We start from the raw sequence: 17,848 nt of genomic DNA, 5'->3' as shown, positions 1-17,848 counted from the left end.
TTTAATGGGACAGCGTGGGCGCGTCTGCGGGTTCAATAATATCAAAGCTCAGCTTCGCCAGGCGCACCGCGGCGGCGCCCGTTTCCATTTCATCATGGATGACGTTGGCGATGCCCGCATGATGCAGGGAAGCCACTTCCGAACGGAATTTGGCGCGGGCTATCACCGTGATGTTCGCGTTGGCTCCCTTGATCTGCATGTAGGTGGACAGGGCCGGGGCGGGGTCCGGGAACGTGAAGGCGATCAGCCGCGCGGTGCGGATTCCCGCCAGGTCCATGGTGATCTGGTGCTGGATGTCCCCCAGGAAGGCCAGATGGCCGTCATTGAGCAGGGTCTTGACGGTGTCCGCGTTCAGGTCGATGATGATGCAGGGGATGCCGTACTGGGACAGGCTTTCATGCAGCCTCCTGCCTACGGGGCCGTAGCCGCAGATGATGGCGTGGTTCTTGATTCCCTCCACGCGCGTGATCATGGTTTCCACGCTGAGGCGTTCCCTTTTTGTCTTCAGGCCCGGAATGCGCACCAGCAGGGGGGTGAGCTTCCGCGCCGCCTTCATCAGCAGGGGCGTCATGCCCATGGAGACGGCGGCAATGGCGTACACATTGGTGGTCACCAGCGCCGGAATGGGGGTGATTTCCTGCATGAAGGGGATGAGCACCAGGGAGAATTCCCCTACGTTGGTCAGCGCGGTGGAGGCCATGATGCCCATGCGGCCGGGGATTTTCAGGAAGCTTGCGGCCACGATGCAGGCCACGAATTTGATCGCGAGGACAAAGGCGGCGAAGGTCGCCACATGGCCGATGTGCTCCCACAGGTCGTCAATGTCAATCAGCAGCCCGGCGGAAACGAAGAAGATGGTCAGGAAAAGGTCCTTGAAGGGGAGCACTTCACTGAGGACGCGGTGGCTGTAGTAGGAGCTGCTGACGAAAAGCCCGGCGGTGAAGGCCCCCAGCGCAATGCTCAGGCCCAGCAGGCTGGCGAGCATGGCGATGCCGGAACAGATGGCGAAGACCATCAGGGTGAAGAGCTCCCGGCTCTTGGTCCGGGCCACGGCCAGCATGATGCGCGGGAGCAGGTAGTGGCCGATCAGCCATGCGGCCCCCAGGAAGACGAGCCCCCGCAGGACGGCCATGCCGATGTTGAGAGCGGTTTCCCAGGAGTCGGGCGTGGCGGCGAAGATCTGCGGCATGATCGCCACCAGCATGATGGCGGCAATGTCCTGGAACAGGGCGATGCCTACCGCCATTTTTGCCCCGGAGGTGCCGCTCAGGCCGAATTCCTGGAAGGATTTCAGCGCCACCGCCGTGGAGGAAAGGCCCATGATGGCCCCGACTGTCAGGGAATGGCTCATATCCATGCCCGTGGCGTAATGGAGCCCCAGGCCGAAGGCGGCGGTGCAGATGAACATCTGGATGCCGCCGCCGACCAGGGCCGTTTTCCGCAGGTGCTTGAGCTCGTCAATGGAAAATTCCAGGCCCAGCGTGAACATGAGCAGGATGATGCCCACCTCGGAAAGGGCCTGGATGCTGACGTCGGAATTGGGGATGTGGTCCAGGATGCCGCAGTTGGCCAGAATCACCCCGCAGATGAAGTAGCCCGCCAGCAGGGACTGCCGGAAATGGGCCAGAATGAGGGCAATCGCAATGATGCCCATGAAGACGACGGTGAGCAGGGTGAAGAAGGGAGGCGCGGCGTTGGGGCCTCCGGAAGCCAGCAGAGAGAGAACCATGGCGGTCGGGAAAAGGGGCTATGGAATGGTGATGAGGTTGATTTCCGGCGGGCAGTTGAAGCGTCCCGGCCCTATGTAGCCTATGCCGCGGGTGACGAAGACCTGCTTGTCTTCATAAGGATGGAAGCCGGAGTACATCGTTTCCCCCTCCGACGTCAGCAGGGGGGTGGAAAAGAAGGGCAGTTTGATCTGGCCGCCGTGCGTATGGCCGGAGAGCATCAGGTTCCAGTGATAGCCGCCCAGCAATTCCCTCCCCTTGGGGTTGTGGCTCAGGACGATGGTGGGCATCACGGATTCTTCCCCCAATTCCCGCGGACTCATGCACCGGTCCGGAAAGAAGTCCCCCTCGCGCAGGTCTCCCAGTCCCACCAGCTTGAACTCCGCGTTCCCCAGCCTGGGGATGGTGACGAAGGCTGCGGAATTCCTCAGCAGGGTGAAACCGCCTTCCTTCAGGATGCGCTCCACGTTGTCCACCAGGGCCATGTCATGGTTGCCCAGGCACGCGTAGGCCGGGGCGATGGAAGAGAGCCGTTTCATCTGCGTGATGTAGCCTCCTGCGTGGGTGGCCCGCAGAAAATCCGTGTACAGGTCTCCCAGGAACACGATCATGTCCGGCCTGGCCTGTTCCGCCATGGCCGCCGCTTTTTCCAGCAGGGGAAGATTGGTGTGGACGTCTGACAGCACCAGGATGCGCAGTCCGGAAAGTCCCGGAACGCAGCCCGCTGGAGCGGTGTTTTCACTGAATTCCAGATGGTTGGCCTCCCAGTTCATGTAGGAGGCCAGTAGGGACCCCAGCAGAATGACTGCCGCGGCTGCGTACAGGAGTTTGCGGAGCAGGGAGCGTTTTTTGGAGGGGGTGGAGTCCGTAGTCATGATTGGGCGGGATTGAGAATAGCCAGTTCCGGCATGGTGAACAAGCCGTTGCGGCGCACCAGGACGCCGTCCAGGTAAATATCGCCTCCGCCGGCTGCTGCCGTCTGGATGCATACCATGTCCCAGTGGATGCGGGACTGGTTGCCGTTGTCCGCCACGTGGTAGGCCTGTCCCGGCGTCAGGTGGAAGGAGCCGGAGATTTTCTCGTCAAACAGGATGTTGCGCATGGGGCGGGTGATGGCCGGATTGACGCCGAAGGCGAATTCCCCCAGCCGCCGCGCGCCGGGGTCCGTGTCCAGAATGGAGTTGAGCTCCGCGGTCTTGTCCCCCGCCTCCGCATGCACCACCAGGCCGTTTTCCAGCGTCAGGCTGATGTTGTCAAAGGGAATGCCCTGGAACAGGCTCGGGGTGTTGAAGGAAATGCGGCCGTTGGCGCTGTCAATGACGGGTGCGGTGAACACCTCCCCGTCCGGCAGGTTGCATTCCCCCGCGCACGGGATGGCGGGCAACCCCTTGATGGAAAAGGAAATGTCCGTTCCCGGTCCGGTGATGCGCACGTGTTCCGCCGCCTCCATCATGGCGGCCAGCTTCTGCATGGCGGGGCGCAGGGCGCCGTAATCCATCAGGCAGGTGCGGAAATAGAAATCCTCAAACTCTTCCGTGCTCATGGCGGCCTGCTGGGCCATTCCCTCTGACGGCCAGCGCAGCCCGCACCAGCGCGTGTGGCGGATGCGCCTCTGGGAGACGGGGTTCAGGGCCTTCATGGCAACGGCCATATTCTTCTGGGGAACGGCGGACAGCTCAAAGGCGTTCCCGCCGCCGCGTATTTCTATATAGGCGTCCATCTCCTCCATTTCCGCCAGGCGGTGGCGGCCGATGATGCCGTATTGCTCCTCCGTGGCTCCGGAGAGCATTTCCCGGTTCAGCCGGGACTGGTTCAGGCGCAGGAAGGGCATTGCGCCTGCGGCGCGTACCTCCCGGATAAGGGCTATTCCCATTTCCTCCGGAATATCCGTTAATTCCAGCAGAACCCGGTCTCCGGGACGCAGGGTGGTGGAATACCCTGCAAGCTGGGCCGCCAGGGCCTGAAAACGGGTGTCTCTCATGCCTTTATTAGGCGAATACCGGGGCCTTTTTGTCAAGCCGGAGACTTGCCACGGGCAAAAAACTGTGGTTTCATCCCCCGGATGTCCAAGTTGCCCAAATTAGGAATACTCGGTTCCGGTTCTGGTTCCAACTGCCAGTCCATTTATGACGCCATCCGGTCCGGCTCCCTCCGGGCGGAAATTGCCGTGGTGATGTCTGACAATCCGGACGCCTACATTCTGGAACGCGCCCGTTCCTGGGGCATCCCGGCGGAGGTGATCGACTGCGGGGGATTTAAAACCAAATTCCCGGAGGCGTCCCAGGCCGCCGTCGCCGCGCGCCTGAAGGAATACGGCGTGGACTGCGTTTGCCTGGCCGGATTCATGCGCCTGGTGAAGCATCCGCTGCTGAAGGAATTCCCTTCCCGCATTCTGAACATTCATCCTTCCCTCCTTCCTTCCTTCCCCGGCCTTCATGCCTGGGAGCAGGCCGTGAAGGCCGGTGCGGCGGAAAGCGGCTGCACCGTTCACTACGTGGATGACGGCATGGACACGGGCCCCATCCTGGGGCAGGCGCGCGTGCCCGTGCTGCCGGGGGATACGCCGGAAAGCCTGCACGCCCGCATTCAGGAGCAGGAGCATGCCCTTTATCCCGCCATGATCGCCCGCGTTCTGGAAACGCTTGCATAACCCGCTGCGTCTTTTGACCGGAGGACGTTCCGCCGCTCCTGGAGGAACGGATGACAGGATGACTGATTCTCTTGTCTTGTTCTGTGAACGGAATCCGTTAAAAAGGAGTCCTCTTTTCAAACAAAGGATAAAAAACAACCATGAAGATGAACCCTTCCATCGCCCTGTTTGCCGTTTCCGCCCTTCTGGCGGGTGTGGCGGGCGCGCAAGAAAAGGCTGCCGAAGCTCCGGCGGCCGACCAACCCAAACAAGAGAAAGAAATTACTGTGTCTCCCGAACAGATGAAAAAGGACCTGGGCTATTTTCTGGGTTTCCAGAGCGGACAGCAGCTCGGCTCCATTCCCACCCTTACCTTTGACGACCTGGACCAGGAATCCTTCCTTCAGGGCATCAAGGACGGCATGGTCCGCAAGCCCGCCAAGGACCAGGAACAGCTGAAACCCGCCCTGGACGCGTTCCAGAAGCAGATTGACGAACGCATCTCCGCCAAGGCCAAGTCCAATCTGGAAGCCAGCAAGAAGTTCATGGAGGAAAACGGCAAGAAGGAAGGCGTGACCACCACGAAATCCGGCCTCCAGTACAAGGTGGTGAACAAGGGCGGCGAAGAAAAATTTGACGAGAAGAAGTTCAAGAACCCCATGTTCAAGGTGAAGTACAAGGGCACGCTGCTGGACGGCACCGTGTTTGACGACACCAAGGGCAAATCCGTGGAACTTCCCCTCCAGGTCATCCCCGGCTTTGCCGAGGCGCTGACCACCATGCCCGTCGGCTCCAAGTGGATCGTGTACATCCCTTCCGAGCTGGCCTACGGTGAAAACACCCCCGGCGCTCCGATCGAGCCCAATTCCCCGCTCATCTTTGATCTGGAACTGGACGGCATTTCGGAAGCCCCGGCTCCCCAGGGCGGTCCCATGAGCATTTCCCCGGAACAGCTCCAGGAGATGCTCAAGCAGAGCGGCGCCCAGCAGCAATAAGGTAAGATTTCCAAGCCAGGGCCGTTCCCGTGAGGGGACGGCCTTTTTGTTTTTGCAGGTACCGCCTTCATCAGGAGGGTGAACGGTCAATCTGGGAATTTATAATCCGTTGGCAAGCCTATTTTCGTTAATGACTCTTCTTAAGCAAATCATGAAGGGGAATAAAACAGGCTTCCTTAAACTATCTCTCCATCCATTTCAAAAATCATTAATGCAATACTTTTAATACAAGCAAGATATGGAAGTTTAAAGAAGAAGAAGGATTATAAATCCGGGTATTACTGGTCATAATATCATTGATACAATATGAGACTTCATCTCCCCCCTTCTTTGCGTTCCGCCCTTCTTGCATCCCTGGTTTCCTTCTCCGGTTTTTACTCTTACTCCCATGCCGCCACATCGGCGGATTTCTGGCAAGCTCCCGCGTTTGGCGGTCCTGATTTTACGTGGACGGGGGCAGGGGAAGGCGATGCCGTAGATACGGCGGGCAACTGGGAAGGGGACGCCGCCCCCTCCCGCCAGGAGAATAAGGGCCCGCATTTGATTTTTAATGATGTAGACGTTACGGTTACGGGCACTCCTCCCAACACTTCGGATGGCGGCGGCATCTCCGTGACGGGGAACAGCAATGTGTCCGTTAGCCTGGGACAATGGGGCGGCAGTGTTTACGTAGGCGCCGGATCCACTCTTTCCACCACCTTCAGCAACCAGATCAAGAGCATGGAGGCAGAGGGGCACGCTAATATTTATGTGGACGGCACGCTGAACCTGACCACTCCGGGAGGCAATCTCAATTTTGACAACGGTACCGGTTCCGGCAGCCACTACTGGCACATCGGGCTTGACGGGATGATCAACCTGTCAAATACCACTACAGTGACCAAGAATGACCGGACGTGGAATGTAGAGGTAGTGGTTGCGGGCGCCATGGAAGCGCTGACGGTTACCAACCGCGAGCTGGTGGACGATGCCCTGCTGACCCGCTATTTCATGTCCACCGGGGCTGATCTGGGAGCTTCCCTGGATTCCCTTCTTATTTGGAAGCAAACCGGGGAGGACACCTATGAGGCATTGACGAGAGTCGATTCCGCCGACCAGCTGGGAGCCGGCAATTTCGTGCTTGTCTCCAACGGTTCCGGCATGTCCGTGCAGTATCAGGGAACAGGCTACAATATGGAAACGCTTGTCTGGAATTCCACTACCGGCACCTGGAGCAACACTGGAACGGGCTGGTACAAGAGTGGAGATGGAGGCAAGACGGATACTTCCTTCCTGAACAATGACTCCGTTATTTTCACGGCTGCGGAAGGGGTTAAAACCATTGCGTTGACCGGCAACATTATCGCCGGTACCGTAACGTTCCAGGACGGGACGAACTACACCTTGAACATGGGAGCCGGGGATTCCCTTCAGGCGGAAGCCCTTTCCCTCGGCAGCCAGGCGACGCTTACGCTTGGGGACGCCGCCATTACGGGGGGAACCTTCACGCTCGGCAATAATGCGGGCCTCCTCGTTTCCGAAGGGAAGACCGCAGCGATCGCTTCTTCCATCACCTTCGGCACGGGCAATACCTTCACGCTGGGGAACAACGCTTCCCTGACGCTGGGAGACGCCACGCATCTCATGGAGTCCTTCTCCTCCACCGTCATGGGCGGGACGAACTCCTCCCTTTCCGTCTGGCTCGGCAATACGGACGGGAGCGTCACCCTTTCTCCTGGATCCACGCTGAAGGACATCACCGTATATGGCAATTACGCCGCCAATACGGCCAGCCAGCCTGCGGCGGACACGCTCAACGGAGCAACCCTGCATATCGGCAACGGCGCCAATTTCATCATTCGCCCCGGAGCGGGAACGATTCGTCCTTCGGACCGCATCGTCGTTGAAGGCGGCATGTACGTCCTGATGAACCACAATGCCGCGGATACGGTCACGATCGCCTCCGACATCGTAGGAGGAGCGGGCGTCACCCAGGATAGTTCAATCACCTTCCGCCGCAGTGAAAACCTCAACCTGAATATCTCCGGCAACGTTGACTATGCAGGAACCATGCAGCTGGACCAGGCTTCCGGCGGTTACGGTCCCCGTGTAACCTTCCTGAACAATACGGTTAACCTGGGCGGCTTGGCCGTCAATTACTGCATCGGGGGCTTCACCCTCACCAATTCGCAGGCCACCATCGGAACCCTCAGCATGTCGAGCAACTGGGCGAGCAGTTCCATTCAGGTCAACTCCGGTTCCGTCGTCAACGCTACGAACGTGCGGCTCCTCAAGAACGGGACCCTTTCCATCAACACCGGCGCCGAGTTGAATGTCACGGGCACCAACAGCGACCACGGAACCGGCCGCAGCTTTATCGTGGACAACGGCAGCACCCTTACTCTTAACGGGGGGCTTCTTACCGGCTCCGCTGCGCTGAACCTTGGGTACAGCGGAACGGGGACCTTCCTTGCTTCCAGCGGCACGGCCAACCTGGGCGGCCTGGACTTCTGGGCCAATGGCAATGGAGTATTCCGCGGGAGATTCCAGTTGGGAAGCGCAACGGCCGGAACGGCCCGCGTCAACTTTGGCGGCAACATCGTTAACTTTGCCAGCGGCAGTGAAATTACGCTCGGCATGGGAACGCTGGGAGCCACGGCCAACTGGTCCGTGACCTACAATAACGAGTTCACTCCCTCCTATATCACGCTGGCGGCTTCCAACGGAAGTTATGTGGATACCCTGGACGCCGGGGACAAGACAACCGGAAGAACCATTACCTTTAATACCGGCCTGACCGGCAGCGGCAAGCTCACGAAGATCGGCGCCGGCACCCTGGTGCTCAATGGAGCTGCCAAGGTTCCGGTTCCCGCGGAAGGTGAAACCGCCGCCGTTCCCGGTTTCACCGGCACGGTGGAATTGAGGGAAGGCGCGCTGACCGTGAAGGACTCCAGCGTCATCGGGCAGGGGGCCCTTCTTATCAACGGCGGCCTGACCGTAGCCGTGACTTCCGCAGACGGTTATTCCCTGGATGCCGGCTCTACGCTGGGAACCATCAATCTTGACGGGGGCACCGCTACTTTGGCGGCTGCTCTGACCCTGAACGGAGGCTCCCTGAGCTTTGGATCCCTGAGTACGGATACCGCGGCATTAACCGTCAATTCAGTGGCGGGCACCGGCGCTACGGCTCTCCAGATAGGCCTTTCCTCCGTCACCGCCAATACGGAATATGCCCTCCTGCACGGAACGGGCATGACGGATACGTCCATGTTCACGCTCGGCGGCTCCGCGGCTGAACTTTACAAGGCTACATTCACCGTCAGCGATGATACGCTGTACGTCTCCCTGTCCGACAAGGACGGCCTGCTGAGATGGAAGAGCGGCAACTGGAACACGGACACCTCCAATACCGCCTGGGACCTTGACGGCACTCCCACGGCTTACGCCGATGGACAGACCGTGTACTTCTCCGATGGTGCGGACGTGAACAAGACTGTAACGATCGTCGGGAATGTTGCTCCGGGTAAAATTAATGTTTCCGGCACGGATTTCATTTTTGCTGGTGACGGCTCCATTACCGGGGATACGACGCTGAATCTGCTGGACGGAGCTTCCCTGACCATCAACAATGCCAACTCCTATAGCGGAAACACCGTATTGTATAACGGCAGCAAGCTCGTCGTCGGCAATGCCGGCGCGCTGGGCACAAGCACGGTTCTCCTCCAGGGCAATTCCATTCTGGAGCTGACCACGGGCACGTGGAACGGCTTGGGCACGCGCCTGAATGCCAATTCCACGGGTACGCTGAAGCTGAGCGGGAATGCCTCCGGCACGACGACGGCCGCGCTGACTGGCGTCAAATATGATGTGGGCGCGGGAACTACCCTGACGCTTTCCGCCGGAACTTACGGAAACACGATCACCGGCGCCGGTTCTCTGATATCTGCTGCCGGCACAACGGTTTTACAGGGTGATGTCAATATAACGGGAAGCTATACTTTGATGGCGGGTGCGAATGCGGCTGCTTCCTGGACGCTGGATTCCGGCGCTTCCCTGACGGCTGGAAGTTTCATCGGCCGTAATGAATACAACGGGACGACGACGCTCACTGTCAAGAAGGATGCTTTCATGAACATTACCGGCGCCCTGCGGATTTCCCGTGACGGGAAGGGGGTCATGAACATTGAACAAGGCGGCATGGTCCTGGCTCAGACGCTGGATCTGGGGCAGAATTGGGCCGGAGCCGCCGCCAAGGGCGCCACCATTAATCTGAATGGCGGTTCCCTGCTTCTCGGAGCGGGAGGCATGACTGCGTCCGGCAATACCAATACGATTGTCCTGAACATGAATTCCGGGACCCTGGGAACGACGGCGGCGGAAGGCTGGTCCTCCGCCTATAACATGAATCTTGCCGGCAACGTGACGGTTGATACCCGCCAATACGATGCGGGAACCAAATCATACAATGACCAGTCTTCCACCAACATCACCCTCGGGGGCGTCCTTTCCGGCGCCGGCGGTTTGACGAAAGTCGGTTCCGGCACGCTGACCCTCTCCGGACAGAATACCTACACGGGCTTGACGAACGTCCAGGCCGGCACGCTGGCATTCACGAATGCGAACGCCATGACCCTGGGCAGCATCTCCATGGGCGCGGGCGCCAAAATGACCACGGCCTCCGCCCTGACGCTGAACAGCGGCGCTACGCTGACCTTTGACATGACTGGAGTCGTGGCAAACGGCCCGATCATCAATATCCAGGCAGGGGCCCTGGCTCTGACGGATGCCAACTGCACGCTGACCATCAACAACTATGGTGAACTGGAAGCATCCGACTACGTCCTGGCCCAGTGGGCTGCGGCGGGCAGCCTGACCACGGATTCCTTCACCTGGACGCCGGACATCACCCGGGAAGGCTTTGAATACTCCGTCGTGGTGGAAAACAACCAGCTCGTGCTGAAAGTCGTGGACGTCAGCGGAGACAACGGTTTTGTCTGGGACGGCGGAACGGACCGCAAGTGGATCAACACCAGCATTGACGGCTGGACCACCAAGCTGACGGGCGTGGACACGCTGAACGACCAGGAAATCTATTTCTCTGCTGCGGAAGCGGGTGAAGTGAAGGTCTCCGGTACCGTGACTCCCAAGAGCGTCGTCTTCAACAGCGGCACTTACACGCTGGTCAGTGATCCGGACAACGCGGGTTATATTGCGGACTCCGTTGCCCCCACTACGCTCACCGTGAACGGCACGGCCAACGTCACCCTGAACCTGGCGAATACCTACACCGGTGGCACAGTGCTCAACGGAGGCACTCTTACCATCGGAGCGGACGACGCGCTGGGTACGGCGGGTGACATTACCTTTAACGGCGGTACGCTGGCTTATGCGGACTCCGCCGCCGGTAGGGACGTGACGGGATATGACGTTTCCAGCCGCGTCAAGGTTGGAGACGGAGGCTCCCTGAACGTTTCCGTAATCGGGGCAGGGGACACTGTCTCCTGGGCCGGACTGACGGCTGACGTCATGGGCGTGGGCACCACGCTGACCAAGACGGGGGACGGCACGCTGGCGCTGGGATACTCCGGGAATACCCTGGCCCACCTCACCGTGGAAGAGGGAACGCTTGCCTTCACGGGCGGAGCGACCATCGGCGTGAACCCCAATAACGCCACCATCGTCCGCGTAAGTGAAGGCGCCTCTCTGGCCCTCTCCGGCGGAACCGTCAACCTGCACGCCCAGCTTAACGGCGCGGGCACCATCACCATTGGGACGGCGGATGCCGCGGGACAGGTCAACATCTCCAATACGGGCAATACCAATTTCACCGGCCGTCTGGAACTGCTCGGAAACGGGGAAAATATGAGTACCAATGCCAACTGGGCGGCTTTCGGCGCGGGGAATACGCTGGGAGGCGGCACCATTTTCATCGACGGCAAGGGCTTCCATTTCTCCGCGGGCACGACGGCGGCCAACTTTGAAATCGGCGCAACCCACGGCACGGTGCAGAACGGTTCTTCCGGCGCCACGTACACCTTCTCCGGTAATCTTTCCGGTTCAGGCGCATGGGGCATGTCCACGAACGTGCGGATGACCAATATCCTCACGGGCTCCCTCAAGGACTTCACGGGAACCCTGTCCACCGATGAAACCTCCGCCAACAACAGCCGCCAGGTCTGGAACTTCGGCAACGGCGGCGCGAGCGTCACGGGTGCGGGGAATGCCATCTTTGGAGACGGCGCCATCCTGGCGGGCAACACGGGCTCCACGGACGCCTCCCTGGCCGCGCAGTACAACGTCAATTACAACAATGCGGAACTGGTGCTGAATGCGCTGGTGCAGGGCAACTCCAACCTGACGCATGCGGGCACGGGCACCCTCATCCTGGATCAGGCCAATACCGCTACGGGAGCCCTCGGCATCACGAATGCCGACGCCATGGTCCAGCTTGGCACGGCGGACAAGGCCGGCCAGTGGGCCGGCACCGTGCTGAACGGAGCGGGAACGCTGAAAATCGTTAACGGATCACTGACCTCCGCCATGACGCGGGGAGAAGGCGCCACCGCGGGCATCGTGGTGGACTCCGCCGCCGCCATCAACCTGGGGGGCACCAATGGCGACATGCTGAAAGGCATCACCCTGGCTGCCGGAGGCAAGCTCACCAACGTCTCCGGAGACATTACGGTGGGTGCGGGAGCTACGGAAACGCTGAACCTTACCCTGGGCGCGGACAACGTCAACCAGGGAGCGGCCGGTACGGCCATCATTGACCAGGGAGACGGCAAGCTCGTCATCAATGATTCCGCCACGGTCAATCTGGATATTGACGCCATTGTGAACACCCTCGTCGCCCATAAGGACGCCGGGGTGGAAAGCTGGCTGACGCTGACGACCGGAACGCTGGAATGCGCCAATCTGGGCGACATCCAGTTCAGCAAAATCCTTTCCAACTACGGCATCCGCGTGACGGGCACCGACGGCGGCAGCCTGGTCCTCAGCGGACAGGTCAACGGCCTTTACATGGTGGACGGCACCGCCTCCTCTGATCCCGATACGGTCACGAACTACGGAACGCTGGGCATGTACGCCGGCGTGGTGATCGCCCAGGGCAAGACGCTTACCGTCCAGTTGGCGGGAGCCCCCGGCGATACCGACGGCGACGGCGCGGTCATCAACAACCTGCTGGGCGCAACGGGAAGCACGCTGAAGGTGGAAAACACCAATGCGGACGGAGGCAACGCCGTTGTCATCCTCAACAACGAACGCCTGGAAACGGGATTGCCCGCACCGGATGATTATGCCGGGGCGGACTCCATCATGGGCGGCAGCATCGTTGGGGAAAACGGGGTCACCTTCATCAAGCAGAACACGGGCAAGCTCACGGTCAACGGCTCCTTTGTGACGGACACCCTCCGCATGGAAGGCGGCACGCTCACCCTGAACGGTGATGGCAGCAACTTCAACCATGTGGTGCTGGCAGGCACGGCGGAAGGCGTGGTTCTGGATGTCAACCGTAATACCGTCATGGGAGACCTGACGGACAGCGGCGAAGGCGCGGACCTGAACATCGGCAGCGGAGCCACCCTCACCATTAACGATGCCAGCAGCCTTTCCGCCAGCACCATCCAGGGCAGCGGCACGCTTGCCCTTCATGATACGCTTGCCCTTTCCGGAACGGCTTCCCTCCAGGGCGGCGTACTGCTGGACCTGGTAAAGAACGGCGATTCCACGGGAACGCTTGACCTTGGCTCAACCACCGGCAACACCGTTGCCGGAATCAGCGGCCAGGGAACCTTGAAGAGCAATGGCGGCGCTCTGGCCGTCAATACCGGCAATTCGGGCAGCGGTTCCGTCTTCAGCGGCACGCTGGAAGGCCGCGGGCAGCTCAACATCTCCGGCAATGCGGGGCAGACGCTTGAAAACGTCATCACCGCCGCCGGCAGCAACTGGGTCATCAACAACACGGGACGCCTCAATATCAAGATGGGCGGCACGGTAGAAGACCCGAGAGCCAATACGGCTCTTACCCTCAGCAGCCTGACGCTGGGCGACGGGTCCAGCACGAACCTCACCTTCAACACGGACTACGCCGGACCCATCATCAGCGTGACCGGGAATATCAGCATCAGCCAGGGAGCGGAAATAACCCTCAGCTCCACCGGCAGGAATGAATTGACGCTGGGCGCGGACGGCAGCTACACGCTCATGCATGCTGATGGAACCATCGACCTGGGTGGAAGCGACAGGCTGGCTATCCTGCTGGATCCCTCCTCCTCCGCTTTCAAGAAGTTTGAAAACAATGCGTACCTGGTGATGGAAAACGGCAACCTCGTTCTGGTGGCTACGGCTTCCAAGGACAACAAGTACGCCCGTATTGCGGATACCGTCAACTCCAGGGCCGGTGCGGAACTTCTCTGGAACCTGCCCGGGGACCTGGCCGCGGACTCCATCCTCAAGAAGGTGGATGACGCCGTGGGCGCCCTGACGTCTTCCAACCCCTCGGAAGCGAAGCGGGTGATGGCAGCCGTAGCGGGCAGCACGGTCAACGCGCTGGGCACGGCCCAGAAGGACGCCCTGCGCGACCAGATGGGCTGGATCAGGAACCGCACCACCCTCATGGGCGTCAACCCCGCCTACATCAACGAAGACCTCCCCTACTTCCACATGTGGATGGAAGGAACGGGGTCCTACAGCAAGCTGGACACCAAGGGGGATGAAAGCGGCTACCAGCTCACCACCTGGGGCGGCACCGTGGGCATGGACGTGGACCTCAGCGACCACTTCACCATGGGAGCTGCCTTCACGGCCAACTACGGCGACCTGACGGCCAGTGCCGCGGACACGGCGGACGGTCACCTGGACAGCTACTACGCCAACCTCTTCGGGCGCTACCAGAGCAAGAGATGGGCCCACACGCTCATCCTGACAGGTGGGTGGAACGACGCGAAGCTCAACCGCACGGTCAACTACGGGGAAGGCAGCTACAGGACGCAGGGCAACACCAGCGGGTGGGGCTTTGGAGCGATGTATGAACTGACCTACGACGTGTACCTCAACGAAGACAGGAGCAGCATCCTGCAGCCCCTGGCCAACGCCTCGGTAGTGACGACGCGCATGGACGGCTACACGGAAACGGGAGCGGGGAACGCGGGCCTGAATGTAGGCAAGCAGGAATGGACGACGGGAACGGTTGCGCTGGGCGGCCGGTGGATGGGGCTCATTGGCAGCAACATCTTCGGGCGAGAAGCGCTGGCTGAGTTCCGGGTGAACGCGGCCCAGGACATGGGCGACCGCCGCGGAGAAACCAATGTGGCGCTGCTGGGCAACCCCGGCTTCATGCAGAGCGTGCGTGGGACCAAGGTGGGAACGACGGCTCTGCAAATAGGAGCGGGGCTGAGCGTGCCGGTAGGAACGCAGGGAACGGTCTTCATCAACGGGAACGCGGACTTCCGTGACGGAGCCAACTCCGTGAACGGAAGCGTGGGCTACCGCTATGACTTCTAAGAGAGTTGAGAGTTAAGAGAGGAGAGTGGAGATCATCCGCTCTCCGCACCGCCAGAGCCGTTCCGGCATTGTCCGGAACGGCCCTGCTGTGTAAGGAAACGGCGTCCTCCGGAGTAATAGACCGTGTGGATGGGAAGGACAGAGGAGGAGAAAGAAAATGGTGTCCATCCTGTCCATGAAGTCCATTCTGTCCACAACTCTCCCCGCGCCGCTCTCCGCCCTCCGCACGGAACGTCCCTTCCAATTCTATAAAACCGCGCAGAATGCTCCTGCACCCCCTTGTCCGCTATCTGATGTCAGAAAAAACCGGGCGGCGAGAAATAGGCCTGTTTTTATGCGATTACAGCGGGTTTTTGCGGAGGTAGCCCCCACACGCGCACGCGCGCTTTCTAACATTAGTCTTGCAAAAAATTAAGATAAGCGTAGTATATTTCAGTTATGTCCGAAGATACCAACGAGGTTGTTGAAACCACCGTTTCCACGACGGCGCAGCATGAATACGGTGCCGCGCAGATTGACAAACTGGAGGGCCTGGAGGCCGTGCGGAAGCGCCCCGGCATGTACATCGGGGACCCTGACGAGAGAGGCTTGCACCACTGCGTATTTGAAGTGCTGGACAACTCCATTGACGAGCATCTGGCCGGCTATTGCAGCAAGATTGACATTGTGATCCATGTGGACGGCTCCATTTCCGTGGTGGACAACGGGCGCGGCATTCCGGTGGATATCCACCCGAAGTTCGGCATCCCCGCCGTGGAACTGGTGCTGACCAATCTGCACGCGGGCGGCAAGTTCGGCCAGGGCGCCTACAAGTACTCCGGCGGTTTGCACGGGGTGGGCGCCAAGTGCGTGAATGCCCTGTCCGACTGGTTCAGGGCGGAAGTGCGCCGCGACGGCAAGCGCTACCAGATCAAGTTTGAACGCGGCAAGACGATCGAACCCCTCCGCGCGGTGGGCGCCTGCGCCTGTGAAATCACGGGCACCACGATCACTTTTTTCCCGGACTCCACCATTTTCACGGATACCACGGAGTTCAAATTTGACCGCCTGACGACGCGCCTGCGCGAACTGGCTTTCCTGAACCCCGGCCTGGTCATCGAGCTGATTGACGAGCGGGAGGCCCCGGTGCGCCGGGAAACCTTCTTCTATAAGGAAGGCATTGTGGAATTCGTGCGCCAGCTGGGCCGGAACAAGGAATTGATCAATGAGGAACCCATCTCCATTTCCGGCGTCCGGAAGGTGGAAGTGGAGTACGACGGCAAGAAGATGGAGGATGACGTCCTGGTGGACGTGGTGTTCCAGTACAACAATACGTATGAAACGAACATCCTCTGCTTTGCCAACTCCATTTACAACGGGGACGGCGGAACGCACCTTTCCGGTTTCCGCGGCGCCCTGACGCGCGTGATCAACGGCTACGCGAAGGCGAACGGCCTGCTGAAGGAGAAGGACCCCTCCCTGAGCGGGGAGGACGTGCGCGAAGGCCTGGTGGCGGTCATCTCCGTCAAGATGCCCAACCCGCGCTTCTCCTCCCAGACGAAGGACAAGCTGGTGAACACGGAGATTGAAGGCGTGGTGGGTAACGTCGTGTACGAGGAAATCAAGACGTACTTTGAAGAAAACCCGGCGATGGCCAAGAAGATCATCGAAAAGAGCATCACGGCCGCCCGGGCCCGTGAAGCCGCCCGCAAGGCACGCGAAACGGTCCGCAAGAGCGCCCTCTCCATCGGCGGCCTTCCCGGCAAGCTGGCGGACTGCTCCGACCGGGACCCCGCCAATTGCGAACTGTTCATTGTGGAAGGTGACTCCGCCGGCGGCTCCGCCAAGATGGGGCGCGACCGCCGCACGCAGGCCATCCTGCCCCTGCGCGGGAAGGTGCTGAACGTGGAAAAGGCCCGCCTGGACAAAGCGCTGGGGAGCAAGGAAATTCAGAACATGATCACGGCCATCGGCGCCGGGATCGGGGAAGGGGACGATGAGGCCTCCTTCAAGCTGGACCGCGTGCGCTACCACAAGATCATCATCATGACTGACGCCGACGTGGACGGCGCCCATATCCGCACCCTGCTTCTCACCTTCTTCTGCCGCCACATGCCGCAGCTTGTCCGCGCCGGGTACCTGTACATCGCGCAGGCGCCTCTGTACCGCATCATCCGCAGGAAAAAGGAGGAATACGTGCAGGATGACGTCGCCCTGAACCGCAAATTGATTGAACTGGCCGTCAATGACGTGACCCTCCGTTTCGCGGACGGTTCCCGTTCCTTCTCATCTGACGAGTTTTCCGCCATTCTGGAAACGCTGGTCAACCTCCAGCGCTACACGGAATCCATGCAGGCGCAGGGCGGCTCCCTGGAAGACCTGCTCAGCCACCGGGAGGCAAACGGGGAATTCCCGGAATTCCTGGTGAAGGTGCGCAGCGGCAATGAAGAGGAAGTCCTCTTCTTCCATGACATGGAAGCTCTCACTGCCTTTTCCGAGGAAAACAGGGACCTCTTCATCTTCGGCATGCCCACGGAAGAGGAACTGCTGGAAAATCCGCTCCCGGACCGGGAGGGCCCCAGCCGCCGTTCCATCACCCATGAACTGCATGAGGCCAAGGCCATCACGCGGGCCCTCGTACGGCTTGCGGAGCTGGGCATTCCGGGGAACATGATCGTATCCATGGATACGCCCCTGTTTGAACTGGTGGAAGGTGAGGGAGAAAAGGAAAAGGTAACGCCCCTGTTCTCCGTGATGGACATTCTGGAATCCGTCATCTCCATCGGCAAGCGCGGCGTGGAAATCACGCGATTCAAGGGCTTGGGTGAAATGGACGCCAAGGACCTGTTCAAGACGACGATGGACCCGGAACGGCGGGAGTTGCTCCGCGTCATCCTGAATGACGACAACGCCGTCAGGGCTGATGAAATGTTCACCATCCTGATGGGGGACGTGGTGGAGCCCCGCAAGAACTACATCGTGGACCACGCGCTCAACGTCCGCAACCTTGACGTTTAATTCCTACACTTTCTCCC

General features: G+C 60.1%; 7 protein-coding genes. 4 read left to right on the top strand and 3 right to left on the bottom strand.

The features are described 5' to 3' along the window. Position 1 precedes the first annotated feature (1 nt). From J5W70_RS01160 to J5W70_RS01150, 3 genes are read right to left on the bottom strand one after another with little or no spacing between them, the layout of a single operon-like run. Positions 2-1,729 (bottom strand): cation:proton antiporter, encoded by a 1,728-nt coding sequence (locus J5W70_RS01160; RefSeq protein WP_022396032.1) that lies wholly within the window; start codon positions 1,727-1,729, stop codon positions 2-4. An 18-nt stretch (positions 1,730-1,747) separates the two neighbouring features. Then, complete coding sequence (gene yaeI / locus J5W70_RS01155; protein ID WP_022396033.1) at positions 1,748-2,602, bottom strand: phosphodiesterase YaeI; 855 nt, start codon at positions 2,600-2,602, stop codon at positions 1,748-1,750. Beyond that, positions 2,599-3,708, bottom strand: a complete 1,110-nt coding sequence (locus J5W70_RS01150) for an aminopeptidase (RefSeq protein ID WP_022396034.1) — start codon at positions 3,706-3,708, stop codon at positions 2,599-2,601. The genes yaeI and J5W70_RS01150 overlap by 4 nt, the downstream gene beginning before the upstream one ends. Positions 3,709-3,789: 81 nt before the next feature. Here J5W70_RS01150 and purN point away from each other — a divergent pair, with 81 nt between their 5' ends. The 4 genes from purN to gyrB all read left to right on the top strand — a co-directional run bounded on the left by purN (position 3,790) and on the right by gyrB (position 17,831). Continuing rightward, a complete protein-coding gene (purN, locus tag J5W70_RS01145) occupies positions 3,790-4,377 on the top strand; it encodes a phosphoribosylglycinamide formyltransferase (RefSeq protein ID WP_022396035.1) in 588 nt (195 codons plus the stop codon). A gap of 140 nt (positions 4,378-4,517) precedes the next feature. Beyond that, on the top strand, positions 4,518-5,351 hold the full coding sequence (locus J5W70_RS01140; RefSeq protein WP_022396036.1) for an FKBP-type peptidyl-prolyl cis-trans isomerase N-terminal domain-containing protein: 834 nt from the start codon (positions 4,518-4,520) through the stop codon (positions 5,349-5,351). 306 nt (positions 5,352-5,657) lie between these two features. Next, complete coding sequence (locus tag J5W70_RS01135; RefSeq protein ID WP_215832674.1) at positions 5,658-14,834, top strand: autotransporter-associated beta strand repeat-containing protein; 9,177 nt, start codon at positions 5,658-5,660, stop codon at positions 14,832-14,834. Between the two features lie 438 nt (positions 14,835-15,272). Further along, positions 15,273-17,831, top strand: coding sequence for a DNA topoisomerase (ATP-hydrolyzing) subunit B (gyrB, locus tag J5W70_RS01130; protein ID WP_215832675.1), 2,559 nt, complete (start codon positions 15,273-15,275; stop codon positions 17,829-17,831). The last annotated feature ends 17 nt before the right edge of the window (positions 17,832-17,848 follow it).

This window comes from Akkermansia massiliensis (genome assembly GCF_018847375.1).
Taxonomy (GTDB): domain Bacteria; phylum Verrucomicrobiota; class Verrucomicrobiia; order Verrucomicrobiales; family Akkermansiaceae; genus Akkermansia; species Akkermansia massiliensis.
This window is presented reverse-complemented; position numbering and strand designations above follow the sequence as displayed.

Bases quoted from the DNA above. Each gene is read 5' to 3' on its own strand.
- J5W70_RS01140 (WP_022396036.1), top strand. From the start codon at position 4,518: ATGAAGATGAACCCTTCCATCGCCCTGTTTGCCGTTTCCGCCCTTCTG.
- gyrB (WP_215832675.1), top strand. From the start codon at position 15,273: ATGTCCGAAGATACCAACGAGGTTGTTGAAACCACCGTTTCCACGACG.
- yaeI (WP_022396033.1), bottom strand. From the start codon at position 2,602: ATGACTACGGACTCCACCCCCTCCAAAAAACGCTCCCTGCTCCGCAAA.
- J5W70_RS01150 (WP_022396034.1), bottom strand. From the start codon at position 3,708: ATGAGAGACACCCGTTTTCAGGCCCTGGCGGCCCAGCTTGCAGGGTAT.
- J5W70_RS01135 (WP_215832674.1), top strand. From the start codon at position 5,658: ATGAGACTTCATCTCCCCCCTTCTTTGCGTTCCGCCCTTCTTGCATCC.
- purN (WP_022396035.1), top strand. From the start codon at position 3,790: ATGTCCAAGTTGCCCAAATTAGGAATACTCGGTTCCGGTTCTGGTTCC.
- J5W70_RS01160 (WP_022396032.1), bottom strand. From the start codon at position 1,729: ATGGTTCTCTCTCTGCTGGCTTCCGGAGGCCCCAACGCCGCGCCTCCC.